Annotated in this window: 32 protein-coding genes and 1 pseudogene; 18 read left to right on the top strand and 15 right to left on the bottom strand. The window is 37.1% G+C overall.

What is annotated here, in order from left to right; all coding sequences use genetic code 11:
- Window positions 1-7 precede the first annotated feature (7 nt).
- Window positions 8-874: pseudogene (locus DZB84_RS05130) on the bottom strand (SDR family oxidoreductase).
- 158 nt (window positions 875-1,032) lie between these two features.
- Here DZB84_RS05130 and DZB84_RS05125 point away from each other — a divergent pair.
- The 8 genes from DZB84_RS05125 (at window position 1,033) to DZB84_RS05095 (ending at window position 7,878) form a co-directional block, all read left to right on the top strand.
- Window positions 1,033-1,743 carry a response regulator transcription factor gene (locus DZB84_RS05125; RefSeq protein WP_116351186.1) on the top strand — a complete coding sequence of 237 codons (711 nt, stop codon included), beginning with the start codon at window positions 1,033-1,035 and terminating at the stop codon, window positions 1,741-1,743.
- A complete protein-coding gene (locus DZB84_RS05120) occupies window positions 1,740-3,203 on the top strand; it encodes a HAMP domain-containing sensor histidine kinase (RefSeq protein WP_116351185.1) in 1,464 nt (487 codons plus the stop codon). The genes DZB84_RS05125 and DZB84_RS05120 overlap by 4 nt, the downstream gene beginning before the upstream one ends.
- A gap of 1 nt (window position 3,204) precedes the next feature.
- Complete coding sequence (locus tag DZB84_RS05115; RefSeq protein WP_142759829.1) at window positions 3,205-4,281, top strand: LolA family protein; 1,077 nt, start codon at window positions 3,205-3,207, stop codon at window positions 4,279-4,281.
- A gap of 9 nt (window positions 4,282-4,290) precedes the next feature.
- The gene (locus tag DZB84_RS05110; protein WP_116351183.1) at window positions 4,291-6,006 is read left to right on the top strand and encodes a M56 family metallopeptidase; all 1,716 of its coding nucleotides are present in this window, start codon (window positions 4,291-4,293) and stop codon (window positions 6,004-6,006) included.
- Between the two features lie 13 nt (window positions 6,007-6,019).
- Window positions 6,020-6,166, top strand: coding sequence for a hypothetical protein (locus DZB84_RS24830; protein ID WP_189655151.1), 147 nt, complete (start codon window positions 6,020-6,022; stop codon window positions 6,164-6,166).
- Window positions 6,167-6,184: 18 nt separating this feature from the next.
- Window positions 6,185-6,388, top strand: coding sequence for a hypothetical protein (locus tag DZB84_RS05105; RefSeq protein ID WP_116351182.1), 204 nt, complete (start codon window positions 6,185-6,187; stop codon window positions 6,386-6,388).
- Between the two features lie 494 nt (window positions 6,389-6,882).
- Window positions 6,883-7,392, top strand: a complete 510-nt coding sequence (locus tag DZB84_RS05100) for a GNAT family N-acetyltransferase (RefSeq protein ID WP_116351181.1) — start codon at window positions 6,883-6,885, stop codon at window positions 7,390-7,392.
- A gap of 45 nt (window positions 7,393-7,437) precedes the next feature.
- Window positions 7,438-7,878, top strand: coding sequence for a YtoQ family protein (locus DZB84_RS05095; RefSeq protein ID WP_116351180.1), 441 nt, complete (start codon window positions 7,438-7,440; stop codon window positions 7,876-7,878).
- 37 nt (window positions 7,879-7,915) lie between these two features.
- Here the strand turns inward: DZB84_RS05095 and DZB84_RS05090 are convergent, their stop codons facing one another.
- Window positions 7,916-8,407 (bottom strand): YajQ family cyclic di-GMP-binding protein, encoded by a 492-nt coding sequence (locus DZB84_RS05090; RefSeq protein ID WP_116351179.1) that lies wholly within the window; start codon window positions 8,405-8,407, stop codon window positions 7,916-7,918.
- Window positions 8,408-8,556: 149 nt separating this feature from the next.
- Between DZB84_RS05090 and DZB84_RS05085 the strand changes: the two genes are divergently transcribed.
- Window positions 8,557-9,417, top strand: a complete 861-nt coding sequence (locus tag DZB84_RS05085) for a CvfB family protein (RefSeq protein ID WP_116351178.1) — start codon at window positions 8,557-8,559, stop codon at window positions 9,415-9,417.
- Between the two features lie 42 nt (window positions 9,418-9,459).
- Here the strand turns inward: DZB84_RS05085 and DZB84_RS05080 are convergent, their stop codons facing one another.
- Together DZB84_RS05080 and DZB84_RS05075 are read right to left on the bottom strand one after the other, a co-directional pair.
- Window positions 9,460-9,591 (bottom strand): DUF3941 domain-containing protein, encoded by a 132-nt coding sequence (locus DZB84_RS05080; protein WP_010283423.1) that lies wholly within the window; start codon window positions 9,589-9,591, stop codon window positions 9,460-9,462.
- Window positions 9,592-9,877: 286 nt separating this feature from the next.
- Window positions 9,878-10,741 carry a DegV family protein gene (locus tag DZB84_RS05075; protein ID WP_116351177.1) on the bottom strand — a complete coding sequence of 288 codons (864 nt, stop codon included), beginning with the start codon at window positions 10,739-10,741 and terminating at the stop codon, window positions 9,878-9,880.
- 160 nt (window positions 10,742-10,901) lie between these two features.
- Here DZB84_RS05075 and DZB84_RS05070 point away from each other — a divergent pair, with 160 nt between their 5' ends.
- Window positions 10,902-11,744: a YitT family protein gene (locus tag DZB84_RS05070; RefSeq protein WP_116351176.1), complete on the top strand. Its 843-nt coding sequence runs from the start codon at window positions 10,902-10,904 to the stop codon at window positions 11,742-11,744.
- A gap of 49 nt (window positions 11,745-11,793) precedes the next feature.
- Window positions 11,794-12,669 carry a BsuPI-related putative proteinase inhibitor gene (locus DZB84_RS05065; protein ID WP_189655150.1) on the top strand — a complete coding sequence of 292 codons (876 nt, stop codon included), beginning with the start codon at window positions 11,794-11,796 and terminating at the stop codon, window positions 12,667-12,669.
- Window positions 12,670-12,718: 49 nt separating this feature from the next.
- On the opposite strand, the gene DZB84_RS05060 is transcribed toward DZB84_RS05065, so the two are convergent.
- The 3 genes from DZB84_RS05060 to DZB84_RS05050 all read right to left on the bottom strand — a co-directional run bounded on the left by DZB84_RS05060 (window position 12,719) and on the right by DZB84_RS05050 (window position 14,042).
- Window positions 12,719-12,916, bottom strand: a complete 198-nt coding sequence (locus DZB84_RS05060) for a DUF3813 domain-containing protein (RefSeq protein WP_116351174.1) — start codon at window positions 12,914-12,916, stop codon at window positions 12,719-12,721.
- Between the two features lies 1 nt (window position 12,917).
- Window positions 12,918-13,067, bottom strand: coding sequence for a competence protein (locus DZB84_RS05055; protein WP_116351173.1), 150 nt, complete (start codon window positions 13,065-13,067; stop codon window positions 12,918-12,920).
- Between the two features lie 159 nt (window positions 13,068-13,226).
- Window positions 13,227-14,042 (bottom strand): Cof-type HAD-IIB family hydrolase, encoded by an 816-nt coding sequence (locus DZB84_RS05050; RefSeq protein WP_116351172.1) that lies wholly within the window; start codon window positions 14,040-14,042, stop codon window positions 13,227-13,229.
- A 144-nt stretch (window positions 14,043-14,186) separates the two neighbouring features.
- Between DZB84_RS05050 and yjfP the strand changes: the two genes are divergently transcribed.
- On the top strand, window positions 14,187-14,954 hold the full coding sequence (yjfP, locus tag DZB84_RS05045) for an esterase (RefSeq protein WP_116351171.1): 768 nt from the start codon (window positions 14,187-14,189) through the stop codon (window positions 14,952-14,954).
- Window positions 14,955-15,003: 49 nt separating this feature from the next.
- Here the strand turns inward: yjfP and DZB84_RS05040 are convergent, their stop codons facing one another.
- The 7 genes from DZB84_RS05040 to DZB84_RS24825 all read right to left on the bottom strand — a co-directional run bounded on the left by DZB84_RS05040 (window position 15,004) and on the right by DZB84_RS24825 (window position 18,702).
- A complete protein-coding gene (locus DZB84_RS05040) occupies window positions 15,004-15,312 on the bottom strand; it encodes a metal-sulfur cluster assembly factor (RefSeq protein WP_116351170.1) in 309 nt (102 codons plus the stop codon).
- 262 nt (window positions 15,313-15,574) lie between these two features.
- Entirely contained in the window at window positions 15,575-15,877 is a 303-nt protein-coding gene (locus tag DZB84_RS05030) for a metal-sulfur cluster assembly factor (RefSeq protein WP_116351168.1), read from the bottom strand.
- 14 nt (window positions 15,878-15,891) lie between these two features.
- Window positions 15,892-17,133 (bottom strand): hypothetical protein, encoded by a 1,242-nt coding sequence (locus DZB84_RS05025; protein ID WP_116351167.1) that lies wholly within the window; start codon window positions 17,131-17,133, stop codon window positions 15,892-15,894.
- Window positions 17,134-17,147: 14 nt separating this feature from the next.
- Complete coding sequence (locus tag DZB84_RS05020; RefSeq protein WP_116351166.1) at window positions 17,148-17,354, bottom strand: DUF2249 domain-containing protein; 207 nt, start codon at window positions 17,352-17,354, stop codon at window positions 17,148-17,150.
- Window positions 17,354-17,593, bottom strand: a complete 240-nt coding sequence (locus DZB84_RS05015) for a DUF2249 domain-containing protein (RefSeq protein WP_116351165.1) — start codon at window positions 17,591-17,593, stop codon at window positions 17,354-17,356. The genes DZB84_RS05020 and DZB84_RS05015 overlap by 1 nt, the downstream gene beginning before the upstream one ends.
- A gap of 123 nt (window positions 17,594-17,716) precedes the next feature.
- Complete coding sequence (locus DZB84_RS05010) at window positions 17,717-18,406, bottom strand: Crp/Fnr family transcriptional regulator (RefSeq protein WP_116351164.1); 690 nt, start codon at window positions 18,404-18,406, stop codon at window positions 17,717-17,719.
- Window positions 18,407-18,564: 158 nt separating this feature from the next.
- Entirely contained in the window at window positions 18,565-18,702 is a 138-nt protein-coding gene (locus DZB84_RS24825; protein ID WP_189655149.1) for a hypothetical protein, read from the bottom strand.
- A gap of 203 nt (window positions 18,703-18,905) precedes the next feature.
- Here DZB84_RS24825 and DZB84_RS05005 point away from each other — a divergent pair, with 203 nt between their 5' ends.
- From DZB84_RS05005 to DZB84_RS04990, 4 genes are all read left to right on the top strand, one after another.
- Complete coding sequence (locus DZB84_RS05005) at window positions 18,906-19,136, top strand: DUF2249 domain-containing protein (RefSeq protein ID WP_116351163.1); 231 nt, start codon at window positions 18,906-18,908, stop codon at window positions 19,134-19,136.
- Between the two features lie 149 nt (window positions 19,137-19,285).
- Window positions 19,286-19,891 (top strand): molybdenum cofactor guanylyltransferase, encoded by a 606-nt coding sequence (locus tag DZB84_RS05000; RefSeq protein WP_189655148.1) that lies wholly within the window; start codon window positions 19,286-19,288, stop codon window positions 19,889-19,891.
- Between the two features lie 113 nt (window positions 19,892-20,004).
- Complete coding sequence (locus DZB84_RS04995; RefSeq protein ID WP_116351161.1) at window positions 20,005-20,298, top strand: DUF5316 domain-containing protein; 294 nt, start codon at window positions 20,005-20,007, stop codon at window positions 20,296-20,298.
- 144 nt (window positions 20,299-20,442) lie between these two features.
- On the top strand, window positions 20,443-21,567 hold the full coding sequence (locus DZB84_RS04990; protein ID WP_116351160.1) for a TIGR04053 family radical SAM/SPASM domain-containing protein: 1,125 nt from the start codon (window positions 20,443-20,445) through the stop codon (window positions 21,565-21,567).
- Between the two features lie 133 nt (window positions 21,568-21,700).
- Here the strand turns inward: DZB84_RS04990 and DZB84_RS04985 are convergent, their stop codons facing one another.
- Complete coding sequence (locus DZB84_RS04985) at window positions 21,701-22,405, bottom strand: Crp/Fnr family transcriptional regulator (protein WP_116351159.1); 705 nt, start codon at window positions 22,403-22,405, stop codon at window positions 21,701-21,703.
- 451 nt (window positions 22,406-22,856) lie between these two features.
- On the opposite strand from DZB84_RS04985, the gene modB reads away from it, so the two are divergent.
- Window positions 22,857-23,510, top strand: a complete 654-nt coding sequence (modB, locus tag DZB84_RS04980) for a molybdate ABC transporter permease subunit (protein ID WP_116351158.1) — start codon at window positions 22,857-22,859, stop codon at window positions 23,508-23,510.
- A gap of 135 nt (window positions 23,511-23,645) precedes the next feature.
- The gene (locus DZB84_RS04975) at window positions 23,646-24,170 is read left to right on the top strand and encodes a cupredoxin domain-containing protein (RefSeq protein WP_116351157.1); all 525 of its coding nucleotides are present in this window, start codon (window positions 23,646-23,648) and stop codon (window positions 24,168-24,170) included.
- Window positions 24,171-24,180 lie beyond the last annotated feature (10 nt).

Here is a 24,180-nt window from a genome sequence, read left to right as displayed (position 1 = left end):
TTTTTCTTTACCCATTTACGATTTCTCCACCGTTAATGTGGAGGATTTGGCCAGACATATATGAGGAGTCATCACTTGCAAGGAATACATAGCTTGGTGCGACCTCCTCAGGTTGTCCAGGGCGTTTCATGGGTGTTGTCGAGCCAAATTTCGCAACTTGGTCGCTTGTAAAGGTTGATGGAATAAGTGGTGTCCAAATCGGACCTGGAGCCACTCCATTTACACGAATACCTTTTCCAACTAATTGCATAGATAGTGACCTAGTAAATGAAACGACAGCCCCTTTTGTGGATGAATAATCAACGAGTTGCTCATTTCCTTTATATGCTGTAACAGAAGCTGTATTGATGATGCTACTTCCTTGTTTTAAATGCGGAAGAGCGGCCTTCGTTAAATAAAAATATGAAAAAATATTGGTTCGGAATGTCTTTTCTAGTTGCTCAGCTGTAATGTTGGAGATGCTTTTTTGTGGATGCTGTTCTGCTGCATTATTGACTAAAATATCTAGTTGTCCAAACGTATCAATGGTTTTCTTCACGATCTCTTTACAGAAATCTTCATTTCAGATATCTCCAGATATAAGTAAGCATTTTTGACATTCTTCTTCAATCTGCCGTTTTGTTTCCTTAGCATCCTCATGCTCTTCCAAATAAACGATGACAACATTTGCGCCTTCTTTCGCGTAATGAATCGAAACGGCCTTTCCAATACCACTATCCCCACCGGTGATAATCGCAACCTTATTTTTTAACTTATAGCTGCCCTGATAGGATTGATCCTCGGAAACAGGTCTAGGCACCATTTCCGTCTCAGTTCCAGGCTGGTGAGTTTGATGCTGCGGTGGCAAAATATTTTTCCCTTTAGTATTAGACAAAACAAAACACCTCTTTTATGTATTCATGTACCTTACTTACTTTTTTATAAATGAGCGTTGAATATACCTTTTTTGCTAATTATTAAGTAAAAATAAAAATTCCATGAGCACACCAAATCTTCCTTTATAATGAAACTAGATAGAAAGAGGGGTTATCCATGGAAAAACCTGAAAAAATTCTACTTGTTGAAGATGATAAGGAAATTGCCCGTATTGTTTGTGATCATTTACGGAAAGAAGGATATACCGTGACATGGGCTTCTACGGGAAAAGAAGGCTGGGAGGATTTTAAGGAGGAGCAATACGACCTAGCCCTAATTGATTTAATGCTCCCAGAAATGGATGGGTATACATTATGTAAAACCATCCGATTAGAAAGTGAAATTCCACTACTCATTTTAAGTGCACGAAATGAGGATGAAAGCAAGATTAAAGGATTAAATCTTGGAGCAGATGACTATATCACTAAGCCATTTAGTCTTGAGGAATTGAGTGCGAGAATCAGCTCTCATTTACGAAGATTCAGAAGATATAACAAAAAGACATCAAATGAAAATAGAGTCAACTATATGAATGGATTGACAATTGATTTTACGAATGACCTTGTTTATTTAAACAGCAGCGCTGTCCAAATGAGCTCCAAGGAAAGAGAATTACTGTTTTTGTTAGCAAAAAATCCATTACAAACTTTTTCGAAAAAAGAAATCTATGAGCATATTTGGCAGCAGGAGGATGTGGATGGCAATAATACGGTCACGGTTCATATTAAAAGTCTGAGGTCCAAGCTAGGTGATGAAACGCGCTCTGCAAAGTTTATTCAAACTGTTTGGGGTGTTGGTTATCGCTTTATAGGAGAGCAAAGCGTATGAAAATTAAACAATGGTTAATGGTCAGTTTTTTTATCGTGATGCTGCTTCCAGTTGTGGCACTTTACATCCTTTATGTCAGTTTAAGTAATCTCGATGAAAAGCAGGCATTTGTTGAATACGTTGAGATGACCAATAAAATGGAGGAGATTGAGTCACATCTTTTAAATCCAAATTTATATCAACTTCACCCAAAAGAAAAGTTTGAGTCTGTTCAAGCACTAACTAACGAATCTATCAAAATTACATTATATCGATCAGATGGTGTTGTTGTATTTTCCAGTTTGCCTAGTGTTGGTTCATATGGGTTTTCAACGATAAATATTGAACAAGTATACAGAAATTTAAATGACCTTCAAAAGAATTCTCGTACCTATACATTAAAAAAGCCAGTCGTGGGTGACGGTGATGTTGTTGGGGTTTTTGAAATTTCGATTGCGAGAGAAGATTGGATAGAAGGGGTAACGAATCGCTACATACTTTTAGGTGTGTCCTTCAGTATCTTCATTATCCTACTCTATATCATTGTAGTGATTCTATTAAATCGAAAATTGAATCGACCATTAAGCTATTTGCAGGCGCAAATGACGGCTTTTGCAAATGGAGAGAAGCTGTCAAATCAAACACGGGAATCAAATGATGAAATAGGAGATTTAATCAAACATTTTTGGAAAATGAAAGCTCAGATTGAACAAACACAAGAGGCACTAGCTGTTCAACAAAAGGAAAAAGAATTTATTGTAGCATCCTTATCACATGATTTAAAAACACCATTAACGGTCATTCGTGCTTATACCGAGGCATTACAGAACGATGAAACTCTTTCCGAACAAGAAAGGCTCGAATATAAGGAAATATTATTTGAGAAGCTCGAATACATGAAACGAATGCTTGATGACTTGACCATGTATACCGCATTACAATCCTCGAAACAACGGGCTGAGCTTGTAGAAGTTGAAGGGGAAGAGTATTTTGACATGCTATTATCTGGATATGACGAACCTTGTAACCGAAGAGAGATTTCACTAGTTGTTACACAGACTGTAAAAGAAACCTACAAGGTGGATCCAAAGCAAATGGTGAGAGTTGTAGATAACATTATGGGGAATGCCATTCGACATACGAAAAAAGGGAATCAGATATGGCTTGCTGCGATTTCAAGTGATGTCAAATTGCCAGACTGGGTGTTTAAGGAATTTTATGATGACGTTGAGGTTTGGAGAAAGAACGGTACAGTTATCTTGATACAAAATGAAGGAAAAGGAATCCCAAAAGAACATCTGGAGAAAGTCTTTCAACCCTTTTACCAGGCAGAAGGTGCTAGAAATAATGGGGGTAGTTCTGGGCTAGGATTAAGTATTTCAAAGATGTTAATGGAACAACAAAATGGCAAAATTGGAATCTGGTCAACCGAGAAAGAAGGAACATTACTTGCTTGCTGGATTAAGGAAGGAAGGAAATAAAATGAGGAAAAAATTAATTTTACTAATTGCGATTTTACTAACTGGCCTGTTATCGGCCTGTAAGGGGGATATCGCTGTGTCGTCTGAAGAAATTGTTACAAAAGTCTTAGCAGCAAAAGAAAGTAAGCTATCTTATTATGGTGAGGGTGTCATAAAGTTTACGACAGATGGAGAAGTCACTGAAAATGCGAGTTTCAAAGAATACGCGGCAGAAGACGGTAAACGAAAAATCATTACAACAGGAGATACAAATGGTCTTGAATCATATGTGTTAAACGACGGAAAACAAGTGATTTCCTTTGAAGCGGGAAGTGAAACAGCATTTAGTATCGATCTAACAAAGGATAGTATGCCGTTAGTAGATTCCTCACCTAAAGAACAACTCATGACAATGCTAGAAGCTATAAAAAAAACACATGACTATGATATTGTGGGTGAAGAAAAAATATTGGATTTAAATGTTTATCATATAAAGGCAACGCCAAATACAGATTCTAATTTATTTGGTGAAGTTGAACTTTGGATTGATCAAAAAACATGGTTTGTCGTGAAATCAATCTCAGTTGTTGAAGAAACGAAATCTGAGTTTGAATACAAGTTGCTCGATTTTTCACCAGATTTTAAGGAAGATACCTTCACATTAGATATACCAGAAAATGTGACGATTACCCCAATTGAATCAAATCTTGAGCCAGAATTTGGTACACTTGAAGATGCCCAAACCGAATTAGAGCAACCATTCCTTGTTTTCTCAGGAGAAGACATGACTGTCGAGAATGTTGAAATTGTAAATCTTCAAGGGATAGTCAATCGTCCAGAAATTACTGTTTATTATGTTCATGAAGGGATTCCCTCCGTATTAGTTTCAGTTTTTCCAACTCCAGAAGATGCTGGAACGGAAATTAAACCTGGAGAATGGCAAGTTCATGGTCAAAATGCAGAATATGATGATTTTATTGATGCTTTAAGTTGGGATGAGAATGGTCTGCGCTATACGATCATTATTCAAAATCCAGATCTTGAAATGAAGGCAGTTCTCGACATGACGGAGAATATGATACTGAATAATGAAATGTAGGTGGAAGTTTTGCTACCAAACTGGTATGAAATCGTATCGTATATTTTAGTAGGTGCGGGGATTCAATTAATAGGTCTGACCGTTGAGAAGAACAATAAAAAAGTAGGAACCACAATTGAAATCATCCTTGCCCTACTTGCAGTAGGATTTGTGTTTTATCAACTTCCGTTTATGGATGGTTTTATCTATATTGCGTTTATCTCAAGTGGATATTTCCTTGCAATCTCCTTAACTACCGGTAACGAAAAACGAATGGAGATTGAAAAGGAAATGCGTCAAATTAAAGTAGAAAAAATCCCTTTAGAACGTGATTTGAAACGGATTGCATCTGATTTATTCATAACGGGTTTTGTTGTGATTGGTGCCATTCTGTTTTATATTTTTGGCCCAGAGTATAGCCTATTAAAATATATGATTGTCTTTGGACTTGTAAGCACAGCAACAGAAGTAATAAAGAGAATCGGTACTTATACGACTGTAAAAGTATTTTATGACAATGATGAAAGGTATTTATATCTCACATCACGTTTTGAATCTCGGAAAATTCCAATTGAAGATCTAGAGGAAGTGAAGCTTGAAACAACTGTTGACCTGTTAAAACTTCATCCACTATTAACAATGTTTTCGTCAAATGCAGATTTTACAACAAGCTTTCAGAAGGTATTGCGGTTATCTGTACCAGGTGAGACGCTCTATATAACTATTTGTGAACCAGAAAAATGGAAAAAAACATTTGAGGAAATGATGAATGTCGAAACAAAAGAGATGGAATTACAACAGGTTCTACCGTTTTGGCATCGGAAAAATATCAAGAGATTATTCGGAAAGCTCTATTTCGCATCAACGGTAAAAGGAGTTTCTGCCTATACGGGTTTGCTTTTAATCCTCTTTTATTTTGACGTAGCGCCATGGATCATGGTTGCTGTAGGTTTGGCCTACTGGGTTTTTAATCTATATATTTCTGACAAAGTTTTAAAAGTAGCAATGGATGCAAAGGAAACGCAAAATCCACAATTGATTCAATTATCTCAACGGATTTTTGAAAAGGCTGGCGTTCCGAATGTTCGTGTATACGAGACGGAAAGTTCCGAATATAACGGTCTAGCGACAGGTATGAATATCGGTAAGTCAATGGTGACTCTAACTACTGCTACTTTAAAATTACCGACTGAAGCGATAGAAGGAATCCTTGCTCACGAGGCAATCCATGTGAAAAAGCGAGATGTGCTTTGGGGCCAACTTTGTAGGCTAGGCTATCTAATGATTTTGATTGTAATTGTCTTATTGCTTCAAGAAAATATAACAAATATAGAAGATCATAAGATATCAATCTTTTTAGTAGTATTTTTCTTAACGTTCTTTTATTCTGTTTTTCAGTCTTTTTGTTCACAATGGATGGAGGTTCGTGCGGATCATCTTGGCGCATCCCTTCTTGATGGCGGAAGCAACCAAATGTCAAATAGTTTAATAGCTTTATCAGATAAACAGGATGAAGCGATAAATAAATCACTTTCATATAGTACAGTTCTAAAAGACGAGGAAGAGAAAACAAAGTCGTCGATTGAGCGGGATTCCCTCATATGGAGGTTCATTGAATTTCAGTTCATGCCTCATCCTCCGATGTATTGGAGAGTCCAAACCTTAAAGGAAAATGAAGAAGGTTGGGGGAAAAAGATTCGAAATCGTTGGATGGTTGACAGAGTAAAGGAATCAGTATTGAGTTAAAAGGAGTGAAATTGTGAAAATCGCGAAGGTATTATTTGTTCTTGGAGCCGTAGTTTTTCCATTAGGTATCTATTTGTCGTCGTATAGCCCAGTTGGTGTGGTATTAGCAATTCTAGGTGGACTAACAGTTTTCTTAAGTACTCCTGCTATACAATCATAGATAAAGGAGTTGGGGGAAATGGACTTCTTGAGTGTGAATGATTGGATCACACCGACTAATCCGTATGCATCGCTCTTTTTTGGATGGTTGTTTACGATTGTGGTCGGGGTGGTCGTTTGGTTGCATACAAGGAAAATTAAAACACTTCTTATTGTGCTTTTTACCGGGAGTATCGTATCGATCGTCGGTGTGATTATATTGAAGGTAGTTGGGTTTTACTGAGTTTATATGCAGGAGACTGTCCTTGAGAGGGAGAGTCTTCTTTCGTTTATCTAGGGTTATTTGATGAATGATGTTATTCTCTAAGAGTTTTTCCACATTCATCCAGAAGTTTTAATATAAAAGATGTTTATGCTATGAGTTTTTCCATATTGTCCCATAAGTCCTGTTAAAAAAAATGTATATGCAATGGCTATTTCCACAATCATCCAGAAGTCTTGATATAAAAGATTTTTATAATATGGGTTTTTCCATATTTCCCCAAAAGTCTTGTTATAAAAGATGTATATGCTATGACTATTTCCACTATATTCCAAAAGCCTTTCGATAAAAGGGTTACTTTGTATTTTTCTGATTTTTCAATAGGTTAGATATCATCTTCGCAACGCTTAATGTATATTTGAAGTCCTTGTTACCAAAGCACCCGCTACTAAAAAGGAATTCTTCCACATATAAAGAAATAGATAATAGAAAATAAATTACATTTGGAGGCCACTATGGAGATAAATATTAGACCTGTGAGAAAAGAGGATGCTCCTCAACTTATTGAACATACCAAAATCGTTCTTACCGAGTCTACCTTCATGCTTACCACACCAGAGGAATTTACACTCACCGTTGAGGAAGAGGAAAAATGGATAGAGGACCATACAAAGCCGGGGAATTTAATCGTAGTTGCAGAAATCGAAGGTAAAATTATTGGGAATTTAAATTTTCAAACCTCGAAAAAGAAGCGACTCTCACATTTAGGATACTTTGGGATAAGCATCCAAGAAGCATACTGCAATCATGGGATTGGAAGTAAACTAATGGAATATTTACTTGGGTGGGCACAGAAAGAGCCTGGACTTGAAAAAGTGTGTCTTGAAGTATTCTCTCATAATAAAAGGGCAATCCACTTATATAAAAAATTTGGCTTTAAAGAAGAAGGTAGAAAAGTTAAGTATGTTAAATTCAGTGATACACATTATGAAGATGAAATCATCATGTATAAATTTGTAAAATAATCCTTGTATGTTACGATAGTAGAAATAGGCATAGGAGGGTGAAAAATGCAGTTAACTGTTTATTTAGCTGGACAAATTCATGACAATTGGCGGGAAGAAATTAAGGACAAGGCCAAATCTAAAAATCTACCTTTAACATTTGTAGGACCACAAACGAACCATGATAAATCGGATAACATCGGAGAACAAATTTTAGGTGAACAACCTGGAAACTTGTATAAAGATGATGCGGCTTCAGATATTAATAATTTCAGAACACAGGTTTTGATGCAAAAATCAGATGTTGTTATTGCGTTATTCGGGGAAAAATATAAACAATGGAATACAGCAATGGACGCAAGTGCTGCGATTACAATGAATAAGCCCACAATCATCGTGAGACCAACCTCACTCATTCATCCATTAAAAGAGTTATCGAATAAAGCAAACGTAACCGTCGAAACGGTTGATCAAGCATTAGACGTCCTAAGCTATATTTTTGAATAGAAAAATGCAGCGGGCCAAATAGTCCGCTGCATTCTTCTTAACGATAATTGATAAATTGTACATCAATCGGCAAATCTGCTTCACGAATTAAATTGATAATTTGTTGAAGATCATCTCTACTTTTACCTGTCACACGGACTTGATCGTCCTGAACCTGGCTCTTCACCTTAAGACCGCTGTTTTTAATAATTGTATTAATTTTCTTCGCGTTCTCCTTGTCAATGCCTTGAATAAGTTTCGCACGTTGACGAACAGTTCCGCCAGATGCATTTTCAATTTTCCCGTAATCAATATTACGAGTTGCAACCCCGCGCTTAATCATCTTACTGATAAGGACATCTTTCAATTGCTCAAGTTTGTACTCATCGTCAGATACCAAGACAAGTTCTTCCTTATCAAGTGTTATGTCACTTTTACTACCTTTGAAATCATAGCGGGTCTGAATCTCTTTTTTTGCAATACTAATTGCATTCGTTACTTCAGGTAAATCCACCTTTGACACAATATCGAATGAGCTATCCTTTGCCATTGCAAACCTCCAAAAAAGTATATTTGCCTTGATTATAGACAATCTTAGCAATTTGAACAACTTTTTCCAAAACTATACTAGTAAATTGTGGTCCCAAACGTCTATACTATGTAATGACAAAGAAAGTACAGAAGAAAGAGGTTTAATAAATGAATACATTAGAACCAGGTACGGTAGTTACATTACGTGTTGATAGAGATGCGCCATTTGGCTATTTTTTAACAAACGGTGAAGAAGATGTTTTACTACATACTAATGAAATAATAGACGAGTTTGACCCAGATGGAGACGTAACGGTCTTTCTATTTCAAGATCATCAGGGGAGACTAGCTGCTTCCATGAAAATACCGACTGTTCAAATCGGTTCGTATGATTGGGTTGAAGTAGTTGAAATCAAACATGAACTTGGGGCTTTCGTTAATATCGGTATTAATAAGGATATTCTTGTCTCGAAGGACGATTTACATGAAGTATGGGACCTTTGGCCAGAGCCAGGAGACAAACTGTATGTAACTCTACGAACTGATAAAAATGGTAGACTCTTTGGAAAGCCCGCAACTGAAGATGTTATTCGTTCGATTTCAAAGCCAGCAACAAGAAAGGATTTTAATAAAAATATCACTGGAACCGTATATCGATTATTGATGGTCGGCTCCTTTATGATTTCGGAGGAAGGCTTTCTTGGCTTTATTCATGAGAGTCAACGGACAAGAGAGCCGAGAATGGGAGAGAAGGTACAAGGTCGAATTATTGATGTGAAGGAAGACGGTACTGTAAATGTATCCTTGCTTGGTAGAGGTCATGAAATCATGGGAGACGATGCGGATAAGATTTATCAGTATATGGAAAGTCGTGGAGGAGCGATGCCATTTTGGGATAAAAGCAGTCCTGATGATATTTCAGCCAGATTTGATATGAGTAAAGCAGCTTTTAAACGTGCACTTGGTAAGTTAATGAAAGAAGGAAAAGTATACCAAGAAGACGGCTGGACCTATTTCAAAAAAGAATAGGAACGAAAAACGCATCGGTTGTAATGACCGATGCGTTTTGCATTAGAGATGATCTGTCTTCTTTGAATATTGATGTTTGCCTGCCTGACGATTTTTTTCTCTCATCATATTTTTTTCATGGCGTAACGCATTATTATCTTGTGCCTTTTTATCATTATCACTAGTTTTTGGCATACATGTACACTCCCTTCAATCCTTTAAAGAGGATGTTCAAAAAGTCCGGTAAAAATAACACATCGGTAGAGGAACTTCGACTAACTACCGACACGTCCTGTGTCGAACGTCGAAGTCACCACATCCTGTGGAAGCTCGTTGGCTTGCTTTTCCGTTGCTCACGTATTAACAGCATACGTTCCGCTACTCAAAACTGCGCCGCCTCGAACTTCTTGGTCCTTTTTATCCTTATTTTGAACATTACTTCGAAATTAGGATATCCAGTCGTTTTTCAAACTATGTAAAATTAGCGATTTGGCAGCTCATTTAAAAAGAAAATCGCGATTGTTCCTGGTCCTGCATGTGAACCAATTGCAGCACCAATCACATTCATATAAAAAGATTTACACCCTAATTTTTCTTCAAAAAGTTTTTGTAATTCAAGTGCTTCATTTTCCACATCCCCGTGGCTAATCCCAATTGTCTGGTTTGAAAAATCCACTCCGCGTTCTTCCATAAGCTCAACAATTCGTTTATACACTTTCTTTTTTCCACGGATTTTTTCAAGCGGGATAAGTTTTCCATCTTCGACATTTAATAGAGGCTTAATGTTTAATAATCCTCCGACAAAGGCAGATGCTTTACTAATGCGTCCCCCGCGTGCTAAATATTCAAGATCATCAACCGTGAAAAGATGCTCCATATGGGTGCTGTAAAAATTAGCAAGGTTTACGACTTCTTCCTTTGAAGCGCCTTTGGTCGCTAACTCCGCGGCTGCTCTCACAACAAGACCTTGTCCGAGTGATGCACATTTCGTGTCAATAATTGTTAAATCAAGGTCTGGGTATTCTTCTTTTACTTCTTCACTCATCATGACGGCTGTTTGATAGGTTCCTGACAATTGTGATGAAAAGGCAATGTACACAGCAGATTGCTTTTCTTTTGCAATTTCAGTAAAAACCTCTTTAAAACGGTGTGGCGGAACTTGAGATGTTTTTGGAGCACTCCCATTTCGCATCGCTTCAAATACTTTTACAGGATTAATTGTCGCAATATCTTCGTAATCTTGCCCATCTAGATGAACTCCTAAGGAGAATAAGGTTACATTGTTTTCTTCAAAAAATTGAAGAGGTAGGTCACTACCGCTATCAGTAAGAATTCTAACGGTCAAAAGTCTCACCTTCTTTTATCGTGGTCAAGTTTGAAAGACAAACTTGCCTATTTTAAGTGTAGCGAGAATTGGATAAAAATACAACAAGTGTGGGAAAATTTTGTATGACAACTAAATTGCCAATGCGATTGAAGAATGTTGTTCCAGGAGGACTAATAGCATGGTTTATAGAGAAATGAAAAAAGTAATTATTGTGATAATCGGTGCATTGCTAAATGCAGCTGCCTTAAATCTATTTTTAATTCCAGCTGACGTATACTCTTCAGGATTTACCGGTATATCCCAGCTATTATTTAGAATTCTGGGAGATTATACCCCTTTACATGTTTCAACAGGGGTCATTTTATTACTATTAAACATTCCAGTGGCGATTTTAGGTTGGAAAAAGGTAGGAAAGGCCTTTACCCTATATAGCTTTGTATCTGTGGCTTTAACGACTTTATTTTTATCGATTATACCACTTGAACGAATTTCAGATGATATTTTACTTAATGCTGTATTTGGTGCTGTCATTCAAGCAATAGGAATCGGCTTAACCTTGAAGTGGGGGGCCTCAACAGGTGGTCTTGACATCATCGCGCTTGTGTTATCAAAGTCAAAAGATAAGCCGATTGGTACTTATATTTTTACATTAAACGGACTCATTATTATTACAGCAGGCTTCTTGTTTGGTTGGGAAAAAGCCTTATATACCCTTGTTGCCTTATATGTGCTAACAAGGGTGATTGATACGGTCCATACGAGTCATGTAAAGGTATCGGCGATGATTGTAACGAAAAAAGCAGACGAATTGAAAAAAGCGATTCATTCTAAGTTAGTGAGAGGAATTACGGTGATTCCAGCAAAAGGAGCATTTTCGAGCGAACCAAAGGATATGCTAATGATTGTTTTAACAAGGTATGAATTATATGACTTGGAGCGTATTATAAAGGAAGTTGACCCTCATGCCTTTACTAATATTGTACAAACGGTCGGAGTCTATGGATTATTTCGTAAAGAGTAGTAACTTTTTTAAAGGATCTATCGACATATTAGGTAAAGGGGTGACAAACATGAGAAAATGCCTTTTAGTAGTCTTACTATTTGTAATGAGTTTATTTATCATATCAGGATGTGGTACAACAACAAAAGAAGATGCTCTTCCAGTGAATGCAGGGGGCGATGAAAAAGTAGAATCAGAAACGCCACCAGAACAAGAGGGTGAAGAACCTGGAGGTGATGCGAACGTGGTTGAAAAACTTCAAACAAACCTATCTATTCAAACTGAGGAAAACGAAGCATCTTTTAAAATTTCATTGAAAAATACGAGCGACAATTCCGTGAAAGTGACCATTCCAAGTGGTCAAAAATATGAAATTGTTGTGACGGATCCAAATGGAAAGGAAGTTTACCGCTATTCGATCGATAAAATGTTTATCCAAATGATTGAAGAGATGGAGTTAAAACCGGGTGAAGAAAAAGTCTGGGAAGAACCATGGGATTACACATCAAACGATGGAACCAGACTTGCTCCAGGTGAATATAAAGCAACTATTTTCCTTACTGTTTCACAAGTAAATGGACAAAAAATCGAAGCAAATGCATTACAGTCAGAACAAAGTTTGACAATTCCTGAAGAAGGAAATACGGCATTCCGCAATGTTCAAGTACTTGGAGAAAATGGGGAATACACAGTAACCGGAGAAGTACGAGTGTTTGAAGCGACATTCTTCTATGCTGTCGAGGATGGTCATGATTATGTGGTTCCTGAAACGGTTCAAATGGCATCTGAAGGTGCACCAGCGTGGGCACCATTTGAAATCAAAATTTCCATTCCAAAGGATAAAATCCCTACAAATGGAGCATTGATCCTTCACTTATATGAAAGAAGTGCGAAAGATGGATCGATCACAAACCTATATCATGCAAAACTTCAACAGTTCCAATAAAAAGGAAAAGGGTCAGACGATATGTCTGACCCATTTTTTGAATTAGCACTTATTGTAGTTGGTCTAATTCATTTTGTAATTCGCGGAGTTGCTCTTTTTCGGCTGTTGTAGAGTTAGCATAAGCAGAAGAAAGTGCATTTTTTGCAACTGAAATCGCATCCTGTATGGAAGTATCACTTTGACCCGCGCTTGCTAATTTCGCAACTTCTACAGTTTCACGAGCCTTCTGGAATAAACGGTTCCCCATTTTAGATTCCTCCAAGTGATGAATTTTCGACATTTTGCTTTTTCTTTGCTTCTGCTTCAGCTAGAGTTGAACGGTAAGGAAAGCGCTGAGCATGTTGTTGAACAGCATCTGCACCTTGATGAACAAATCGTTTTGATTTATTACTACCCATCCGTAAATTCCCCCTTTAACAGCTTTAAAAGAAGTGCGCTTTAAAAGGCGCTAATCATATTGTTTGAAGTTTCGGTAGGAATATATAAGGTAATTATTTCTGAATGTTTTGGTTAGAATTAATCAAAAAAAGAAACCGGTTCTTCATACCGGTTCCTTCTTATTTTTCTAATTTTAATACATCCTCTAAATAAAGAGCAATTCCGTCCTCTTCATTAGTCATTGTCACATGGTTTGCAATATTTTTTAATTCATCAATCCCGTTACCCATAGCAATTCCATGACCAGCATATTCAATCATTTCTAAATCATTATCTTCATCACCAAAGGCAATAATTCGGTCTTTTGGAATTTGAAAATAATTGGCTACCTTTTGAATGCCAACCGCTTTATTTAAACCGGATTTAACAATCTCAATGACATGCCAAGGTGCAGCCCACTTTCGGTGATCGACCACTTCTGCATGCATTTCAGAAAGATACTCTCGGATTTTATCTGCAATTTCTTCGTCAGGATGTATTAAAAGTGAAGTAGGGTCACGCTTTAAAATTTTCCGTAAATCGCCTGTTTCGATATTCGGTTTACCCATACCGAAAATATCTAACATCGTATCATCGTGATAATGAAAATACACGTCATCAATCACTTCTGCTAGGATATTCTTGACGCGAAAGGTATCGGCAACCTCAACAATTTCTTTTACGGTTTGTAATTCAAGTGTGTCGTGATAGACACCCCAACTTTGATCAAGAGGGTGATGGACAAAAGCTCCGTTGAAATTAACGATGGGTGTTGTAAGACCTAGTTCTTGATAGTACATGGAACTCGAACGGAAAGGTCTTCCTGTCGCAATCATAACCTGATGACCGGCCTTTTTTGCTTTTATGATAGCCTCTTTTGTTCTTTTTGATATCGTTTTATCATCTTTTAGTAAAGTACCATCTAAGTCTAGTGCAATTAAATGTTGTTTTGTCATAAATATCTCCTCTGCTCTCTTTCTTCTACTTAAACAGATATTAAAAAAATCGTCAATTGAAAAAGCTAAACTTTTTAAGTTAACTACCAATTAGTGGTACACTAGAAGATGTCTCAAAGTTTCTATAAAAGGAGTACATAAAGAATGGTTATTGTTGAAAAGACTAAAATAGCAGATATTCCGGCATTACATATTGTAAAAAATCAGATAAAAGACGAAAAAGCTCCGCTCATTCTGTTCGTTCACGGATTTGGTAGTGCAAAAGAACATAATTTACACTATGCCTATCTTTATGCAGAAGAAGGATTTCGTGTGGTTTTGCCTGAAGCAGACTATCATGGAGAAAGAGACAAGGGTCTTGAAGATCTTGAAATGAATTTTAAATTCTGGGATATTGTCATCAATGAGATCAAAGAACTTCAAAGGATCAAGGATGAACTAGTCGGAAAAGGCTTAGTTGATGAGACAAGAATAGGTGTTGCGGGAACTTCAATGGGAGGAATCGTAACGCTAGGAGCATTGACCCAATATCCATGGATTAAGACTGCGGTAAGCCTCATGGGGAGCCCCTATTACGAAGAATTCTGTCGTGGACAAATTGAGGAATTGAAGCGACATGACATTGAACTTCCTTTCACAGATGCAGAATTAGAAGAAAAATATGCTGAATTAAAGAAATATGATTTAAGCTTGCAACCAGAAAAATTAAATGGAAGACCATTGTTTTTCTGGCATGGCGAAAAAGACAAGATGGTACCATTCAAATATACATATGAATTTTATCAAGAAATTCAACCGCTATATAAAGGGAAAGAGGAGAACCTATCCTTTATTGCAGATAACCGTGCTGATCACAAAGTCACAAGAGAAGGTCTTCTCGCTTCAGTAGACTGGTTTAGAAAGCATCTATAAAAAAAGAGAACGTGTCGAAGTTTAATCGACACGTTCTTTTCAAATCGGTTTATCTAATTCCTAATGCTATTTTTGCGTAACGGCTCATCATATCTTTGTTCCAAGGTGGATTCCAAACGATATTCACGTCTACGTCCTTGACTTCTGGTAATTCTGTGAGTACACGTTTAACGTCCATTGCAATTGTTCCAGCAAGTGGGCATCCCATTGATGTTAGAGTCATTGTAACTTGCGCTACATCTTCGTCATTCATATCCACATCATAAACAAGTCCTAAGTTTACAATATCAATTCCTAATTCAGGGTCCACTACCTGTTCAAGTGCCCCCATTATATTTTCTTTTAAAGCTTCATCCATTTGTTAACTCTCCTTTCGAGAAATAGCTTATTTAAGAGGTGTCTAGCTCCAGGCGTCATCGGCTCGAGGTCATAAGCCAATCGCTTCTGAAGGTAAAAAACACCTTCTGTCAGCGCTCGTCTTATGCTTGACTTGCACAGGAAGTGCTGACATCGACGTTCGCCACAGGACGTGGCGGTAGTTAGTCGATGTTCTGCTACCAAGGCGCCTTGCGCTTTTCTTAAGTATAACGAAACATCGGAAGAAAGTGAAATGCTCTGCATTAATAGCCACGTAATTGCTTCATGGCTTCTTCTGACATGCGATCAGGTGACCAAGCAGGGTGCCAAACCATTAATACCTCGACATCATTTACCTCGTCAAGGTAAGCGACTGCATGCTTTACACCGCTTGTAATACTATCATGGAGGGGACAGCCAGGTGTAGTTAGTGTCATTTCAATATAAACATTCATATTTTCTTTTATATCGATTTTATATATAAGTCCTAAATCAACAACATTAATATTTAATTCAGGGTCAATTACTTGTTTTAATTGTTCAAGGATTTTCTCTTTTAATTCCATCATCTTTCTCCCCTTTATTTAAAAAGTACCTTCATAATGCTATAACTGAAAAATAAAGTTGAAGCAAGTACTAGGCTTTGGCCAATCGAAAAAATAAGCAATTGCCCGAATGCTATCGATAAAACGACGATAAGACAACCAGCAACAAAGCAAGAAAAAATCGGAATTGCCAGTTTTTCATCAATCATTTGTTTTAAAGTCGGTACATCTCTTTTTCCAATAAGCTTACTGTACCTGTGTGTCCACCACAGAAAAGGAATAATTTTATATAAGTAGCCAAGAATGCTGTTTGCAATCCACAAGAAGAGGTAAAGAAAAATAAGTATACCATACATCTGATAATAACCTGGTAGGAATGAAAGGATCGCTCCGAAAAAGTGAATCACTAAGCCAAATCCAATTGCAATTAATGAAAATGTAAATGGTTTATCCAGCTTTTTCTTCAATCTTACCTTGATAATCGTTGTAATGTGGTAAGAAAAAAGAGCGAATCCTGCAAACAGTATGCTCATCCCTGCCTGTAATAACATGTTTTTCTCAGTTATAAAGCTGCTAATAGTAACAATAAGGCCAATGCCATACACGATATAGACCCATCTAGCGGGTTTCATTGAAAAGCCATGTGCTAACGAAAACATAGGGACCATTTTATAGGAAAAACCGAAAATTAAAAATGTAAACCATCCTGCAATTCCAAGTAAAATATGACTTTTTAATACAGCAAGATGATTTAAATCTGCGATTCCAGCTCCTAGATTGACAATTAATAGAATTCCAAGTGTGATTGTGAGTAGTAAGCAAATGAGAGCACTACCAACAAATAAAGTTAAAATATTCTTCTTGGCTTGCTTTTTCATCGTCATAAACATTTGTACGAGAAATAGCAATATACCAGTAACAGCAAGTGACCCTGTAAAAATAGACAAAGTTGGTGAGAAGGAAAGGGTGATTCCAAAACCACCAAACCCTATTGCTGTTACCCAAAATTGAACAAACCCAAACTTTTCACTCCAAATTGGCGTTAAAAAGGCTACTGGCACAAGCTGGTACATGGCTCCCATCGCAACCATTAAGGCCCATCCTAAAATCAATAAATGGGCAGACGAAAGGAGGGGAAAGGTGCGAAAATTCCCATCAATGACCACATGTCCATTAAATAACAGGATTACCTGAGATGTGACCAAGGCCACAACACTAAAGATAATAAAGGAAAGTGGCAGCCTTATATCTGTTTCATTTGATAATTGAGGCATCATTAACAAGCAGCTCCTTACTTCGTAATCTCAATTTGAAAGCCGCCATCAGGATGTGGTTCTGTCGTATGTTTGTAGCCTAATTCATCCAGCTGTTCATACAAGAACATCGGTCGGCGATCATTGATAATCGTCAGAGTGTCGCCTTTATTTAATTTTTCGAGAGCTTTCAATGTCCTCATCATTGGAGTAGGAGGCTCAAGACCTCGATTATCTAATTGCATTACTTGTCACCTCTTTTTGTAAAGGTAACCTTCCAATGTTTTTTATCAATTTGCTCTGCCTCATTTGAAAATCCTTTTACTTTTAAAATTGGAAATAAAGGAGTCGGTTTAAAAGGTGCGTGTAATATGAATATATCTCCATCCTGTAAAGGTTTAATCGCCTCCATAATCTTTTGAAAAGGCTCAATTTTATTTTTAAGATCTTCCCTAACATCTACTTCTACAACTTTTGAATCCATGATTGATATCCCCCTTATATAACGGTTATAACTTAATGATAATCATTTTCAATGAGAAACGATGTGACTTGAATCACAAGTATCAGAAAAAATGAAGTGAAATCACCATTTCCTTTGGGGGGGCTAAAAAATCTCATCATGTAGCTTCATATGATCCAATAGGTAATATCCATCAGGAGTCATGTCTACGATATGTTTCTTCTTCAATACTGAAATTGTCCGGCTTACTGATTCACGTGTTGTACCAATCATGTTAGCAAGTTCACGATTTGTAAATTGAGTAGTTAGCTTAAAGCGATTGTCGATCTTTTCTCCGTTGCTTCTACATAAACGAAGTAAAAGCATGATAATTTGTTCTTGTGTATTTAGTAGGATTTGTTCCTCCAGTCGCTTTTGAAGGTCGATGATTTTTTCACCTAACACTTTAAAAATTTTGATGCAAAGCTCAGGATTTTTTAGTAATATTTCTTCAAATCGATCAATGGGGGTGTAGATAATGTTCGATTCCTCAATTACTTCTGCATGTGCAGGATACCCACCTTTTCGAAAAAATCCAGCATGTGGAAACATTTCTCCTGCTTCAAGTACGGATACAATCTGTTCCTTCCCGTGCATATCAGATTTATAAATTTTTACCTTTCCGGATTGAATGAAAAACACACGATCAAGTGGATCGTCTTGCATAAAAATAAACATCTTTTGTTTATATAAACGAGACTGTGAAATTTCAACAATTGGATCAAGTTCTTCCGAGGTTAATTCCCGAAACAAGGGAACTCCTTTCAATTGTTCACGAATGGATGTTATCCCCATCTTGCTCACTCCTTATTTGATTTACATTACCTTAGGCAACTCTGTATTTAGTGTAGCAATCCTTGTTTTTAAAACTGTGATATACATCATAGGTGATAAGAAACAAAATCAATGTTTAAAAAATAGACACAAAAAAAGCTAGGAGAAATTCTCCTAACTTAGTCAACTTGTTTTTCTTCGGCACAATCAAAGCAAAGTATTCCATTTTTATCATCTAAAACAACACCATTAATAAATCCATCTAAACAATAAATTTCTTTCTCACATTCCTTACATGTACCAACAAATTCTTTCATCTTTTCACCCCGTTAATTCTTTTGGACTCCACAATTCATGAGGTATAACAAGATGTTTACGTGGCGTTTAAAGATTCTCTATCATTATCGCATATTTTTTTAGACATATGATTAAAAACATACGTACATAGTGATAAGTTTCACTACAATTACTGAAGAGACTAGATACAATGGACCCATAAAACAAAAGGAGGAATGTTAATATGGTATTTGCAGCAAAAGTAAATGCACCAGATTACGCACCGAAGGATAAGCACCCTACAATTTTTAGAACATTTGATAGTTTGCAACCAGGTGAAATCATGGAGCTAACAAATGACCATGATCCACGACCACTCCAATATCAATTCATGATGGAACGCGATAATGAATTCACTTGGGAATACCTTGAACAAGGCCCTGATGTATGGCGCGTTGCAATCGGAAAAAAATAAAAATTAATCAGGATACTAATATCGAGAAAGGTGTAGGCAATGTCAATTTACGGCGTAGTCTGCATCTTTTTTTATAATTGGAAAAGTTTTATTTGGAAGACTGTTCCTTTCGTGCTACTATGATGAAAAAAGTAAAAGGAAGTTTCAAGATGGATCAATCAAAAATCGCAGGTATCCTTTTAGCCGGTGGAGAGTCAAGAAGGTTTGGGAGCCATAAAGCGTTTGCCAAACTTCATCGTAAATTCTTTTATGAATATGCTATCGAGGCGTTGGAGGGGAATGTGAGAAAGCTTATTATTGTAAGTCATCCCACATTAGTAAGACAATTTCAACATCAAACCTCAGTAGAGGTAATTCAGGATTTACCTGAATATAAAGGGAATGGGCCGCTTGCTGGTATGCTCACCGCCATGCAAAAAGTACCGTCAGATTGGTTTGTTGTTTTACCTTGTGACACCCCTTTTGTGACTAATGAACTTGTGAAGCAACTAATCACTTATACAAATGACCAAAGGATTGATGCTGTCGTTCCGGTTATCAATGATCGCCAACAGCCCTTAATCGCTGTTTACCACAGTAGGGTTGCAAAGAGAATAGAAAAGTTGCTAAAAATTCAACATTTTAAAATGAGCGATTTATTAGACGCTTGCAATGTTAAATTCGTAACCAACCATGACCTTCAACTTAAAGGAATGGAATTTGAAAATATCAATGACCAAAATGAATATAAAAAAGTACAGCAAAAGCCAATTTAACAACCATAGTCAATTGGCTTTCTTAATTAATTTTACTTAACACAATCATAATTATCAGAAAAGTACGATAAAATAGGAATAAAACTAGATATTTTGAAAAGGAGGGATCATGTTTGAGAGTAGGCTTAGTTTTAGGTATTTTAACCTCTGGACTTCTACTAATCATTGGTTTGTCTACTCGACAATTTGAAACATATTCAGTTATTTCTGGGACACTTGGGATTATTTGTTTCCTGCTTGCGGGAATCGTTTCTGATTCTTTTATCAGTGGAGATCGGGCAAGAGCAAATTACTACACCGAAACCAAACGAGACCGCAAAAAAAGAATTCGATATTCCTATCTATTTTTCCTCTTGGGGGCTCCAAATTTACTTGTAGCCATTGTTTTAACCCTCAATTACATGTAACTTTTCTTCACATTAATTTGAACACCTCATATCATATTTCTAATTGTGAACATTTTCAAACACCTCCTTAACCTGTGATGTACCTCACATTCTTCACTTTTTTATAGTGTTAAAATGTGGACATTAAAAAAGGAGGTTTGCCTCATGTTTGAAAGAGACTATAATAAAGACCCATTTATTGTTATTTGGGAACTTACAAGAGCTTGCCAATTAAAATGTTTACATTGCCGTGCAGAAGCACAATATACGAGAGACCCTAGAGAACTTTCTTTTGAAGAGGGTAAAAAGTTAATTGACCAAATATATGAGATGAATAATCCAATGCTAGTGTTCACAGGTGGGGACCCATTAATGCGCCCTGATGTATATGATATTGCTGATTATGCGATTAAAAAAGGTGTCCGTGTTTCAATGACACCAAGTGCAACACCAAATGTTACAAAGGAAGCCATTCAAAAGGCAAAAGAAGTAGGCTTAGCACGTTGGGCTTTTAGCTTAGATGGACCAACTGCAGAAATTCATGACCATTTTCGGGGAACAAAAGGTTCTTTTGATTTAACAATGAGAGCCATCAAATATTTACACGAACTTGAAATACCAATACAAATCAACACGGTCATCTCAAGATATAATGTCCATGCCTTAGATGAAATGGCAAAATTGGTTGAGGACCTTGACTGTGTGTTATGGAGCGTCTTTTTCCTTGTACCTACGGGTCGTGGTAAAGAAACCGATATGATCTCTCCAGTTGAACACGAAAAGGTTTTCCGTTGGTTATATGATTTAAGTAAACGTGTTAAATTCGATATAAAGACAACAGCAGCGCAGCATTATCGTCGGGTTGTGATTCAATCAAAACTGCGTGAGACGAAGGATACGGAAAAACATATTCGCTATGAAGATGCACTTATGAAGGGGAAAACTGGCCAAATTGATGGACTAGGAAGAGCGCCTCAAGGTGTAAACGATGGTAATGGATTTGTCTTTATTTCTCACATTGGAGATGTGTATCCGAGTGGATTACTTCCTGTAAAAGCCGGAAATGTGCGTGAGACACCAGTAGCAGAAATTTATCGTGAATCCCCAATATTTAAAGATCTGCGTAATCCAGATAAGTATAAAGGGAAGTGTGGGGTATGTGAATTCAGACATGTCTGTGGTGGATCACGTTCTCGTGCATATGCGATGACTGGAGATTACATGGAGAGCGAACCATTCTGTGTATATATCCCAGAAGCACTTCGGAAAAAAGAAAAAACACTTCAATAAAGGTTCGGTAAATAGGAACATGCGGAAAAAAGTCAATCCTTCAAAAGTGATTGGCTTTTGTATTTGAGGACGGTTAGCACCTGTCCTAGAACCCAAAAGACCCATGGGATCCCCATGGGTCTTTGTAGCGACTTTATTCAATGCTACAATACTTTGCTGGACAATCCTCACATTGGATTTCCTTTTTAATAAATGCCAGATCGTGAATCGTAATATAGCCTTTGGTGACAGAAATGACCCCTAGAACACGCAATTCATGCAGCATGCGGTTTACACTTTCTCTTGTGGTAGCGCAAAAATTGGCAAGCTCCTGATTTGTTAAGTGTAAGTCTATCAAGATTCCATTCTCTTTGTGAACACCATAACTATTGGTCATGCGAACTAAGGTGGAATATAAAGCTCCTTTTTTACCTAATAAAACAAGATCTCTAAACTTCGTTTGTGTTTTTCGGAAATGATCACTCATCCATTTCATAAATTCAAATGCAAGATTCGTATTTTCAAAAAGTTTTCGTTCTAAGTCATCCTTTTGAATAACAGCAATATCGCTATCTTCTAAAACTAGACAATCAAATAAATATTTCGGCTGATCGGTGAATAATGTCAACTCTCCAACGATTTCATTTTGGCTACAAACTCGAAGGGATAATTCACTTCCATCAGATGTTCCTTTGCTAACCCTTACACGCCCAGAAAGAATGAGGTAAAGTTCGGAAGCCTTCATACCTTCCCGAAATAAATACGTTCCTTTTTCTATTTGGATGACGTGATTAGCTGATTTCATAAGCTCTGTTAATTCATCTGATATTTTTGCTTTTTGTAATGTCAAATGACTCATAGGTACCACCTTCCTAAGCAGGAATGCTATACTTGGTTAAGAGGATGTTCAAAAAGTCCGGTGAAAATGACACATCGAATAGAGGAACTTCGACTAAATGCCGACACGTCCTGTGTCGAACGTCGAAGTCACCACATCCTGTGGAAGCGCGTTGGCTTGCTTTTCCGTTCCTCACGTATTAACTGCATACGCTCCGGTACTCAAAGCTGCACCGCCTTGAAATTTCGACGCACAGGACGTGCTAGTGTCGACAATGCCACAGGATGTGGCGCTCTTGTCGACGCGGTCCTTTTCATCCTCCTTTTGAACAATTACTTTTAATAAAATAATATAATGTTAGTTATTACTGCGGTGTATAATAAATCACACTTAGTGTAAAAAAGCTTCAAAATGCTTGTAAAATAAGGAATATATCAATTATGAACAATTTTTAACAATTGAGGTCAAAGTCATGGAACAGCTATTTTGGTCACCTATTAAACTTTCAATATCCATTGCTATTACCGCGGGCTGTATTGTCTTACTGCTTGGTTTGGTCACAGGGAAATGGATGTCCCGTAGGAAATTTAAAGGAAAACTCATTCTTGAAACATTATTCATGCTGCCGCTTGTTCTTCCCCCGTCAGTAGTAGGTTTTTTATTAATAGTGATATTTGGAAGAAATAGTTTTGTTGGAACATTTATTGAAAATGTAACGGGTCAACCAATTATGTTCACTTGGTGGGCAGCAGTTATTGCTTCTACAGTCGTGGCGTTCCCGCTCATGTATCAATCTGTGAAAACAGGCTTTCAATCCGTAAACCCAGATATTGAGGATGCTGCTAGGACAGACGGTGCAGATGAATTTCGGATATTCCTTTACGTTTCCATACCATTATCAATTAAAGCAATTGTCACGGGTGGGATCTTAAGCTTTACTCGTGCACTTGGTGAATTTGGTGCAACCCTCATGTTTGCTGGAAATATACCAGGTAAAACACAAACATTGCCAACAGCAATCTATGTTGCAATCGATAGTGGGAATATGGAACTAGCTTGGTTATGGGTCCTAACGACTATCTTTATTTCCTTTCTAATGCTCGCGTCAACCTATTTAATAAAATAAAACAAAGAAAAGATGCATTCTTGACAAGAATGTGTCTTTTTTCGTTTTCCAACCATTTTGTGACAAACTTAACAGATTTAAGGTTGAACAATATGTGAGAATCATGCTGAACAGAGAATTTAGGAGGGGGTTCTTTTGTACCAAACAGCAGCTTGGTATCTTTCTATTATTTTAATGACCTTAATTACCGTTATTTTTATTACCGTTGTCTTAAAAACAAATAGACGAAAAGAGTATGATTCAATCCAGAAAAAATGGTACCGCTTTAGAACGATTTATTTCATTGCTTTACTTGTTGTATTTGGAACTGCAACTTATTTTACACTGCAGGATCTTCCGTTTGAAAGACCAGTATATGGACAGGAAGAAGATCCAGTTATTGTTGATGTGGAAGCTGTTCAATTCGGCTGGAAAATGAGCCAAACTGAATTCAAAGTGGGGGAACCAATCGAATTTGATATCACAAGCACAGATGTTAACCACGGCTTTGGAATCTACGACAAAGACATGAATTTATTAGCACAAACCCAGGCAATGCCAGATTATACAAACACTGTTTTCTACACATTCACGGAGCCTGGTACGTATCAAATTTTATGTATGGAATACTGTGGACTTGGTCACCATCTCATGATTGGTGAAATTGTCGTAACAAATTAAGGAGGGGGTT

This window comes from Bacillus sp. HNG (assembly GCF_003400205.1).
GTDB lineage: Bacteria > Bacillota > Bacilli > Bacillales > Bacillaceae_L > Ferdinandcohnia.
The sequence above is the reverse complement of the archived record's forward strand: the minus strand, read 5'-3'. Positions and strand labels throughout refer to the sequence as shown.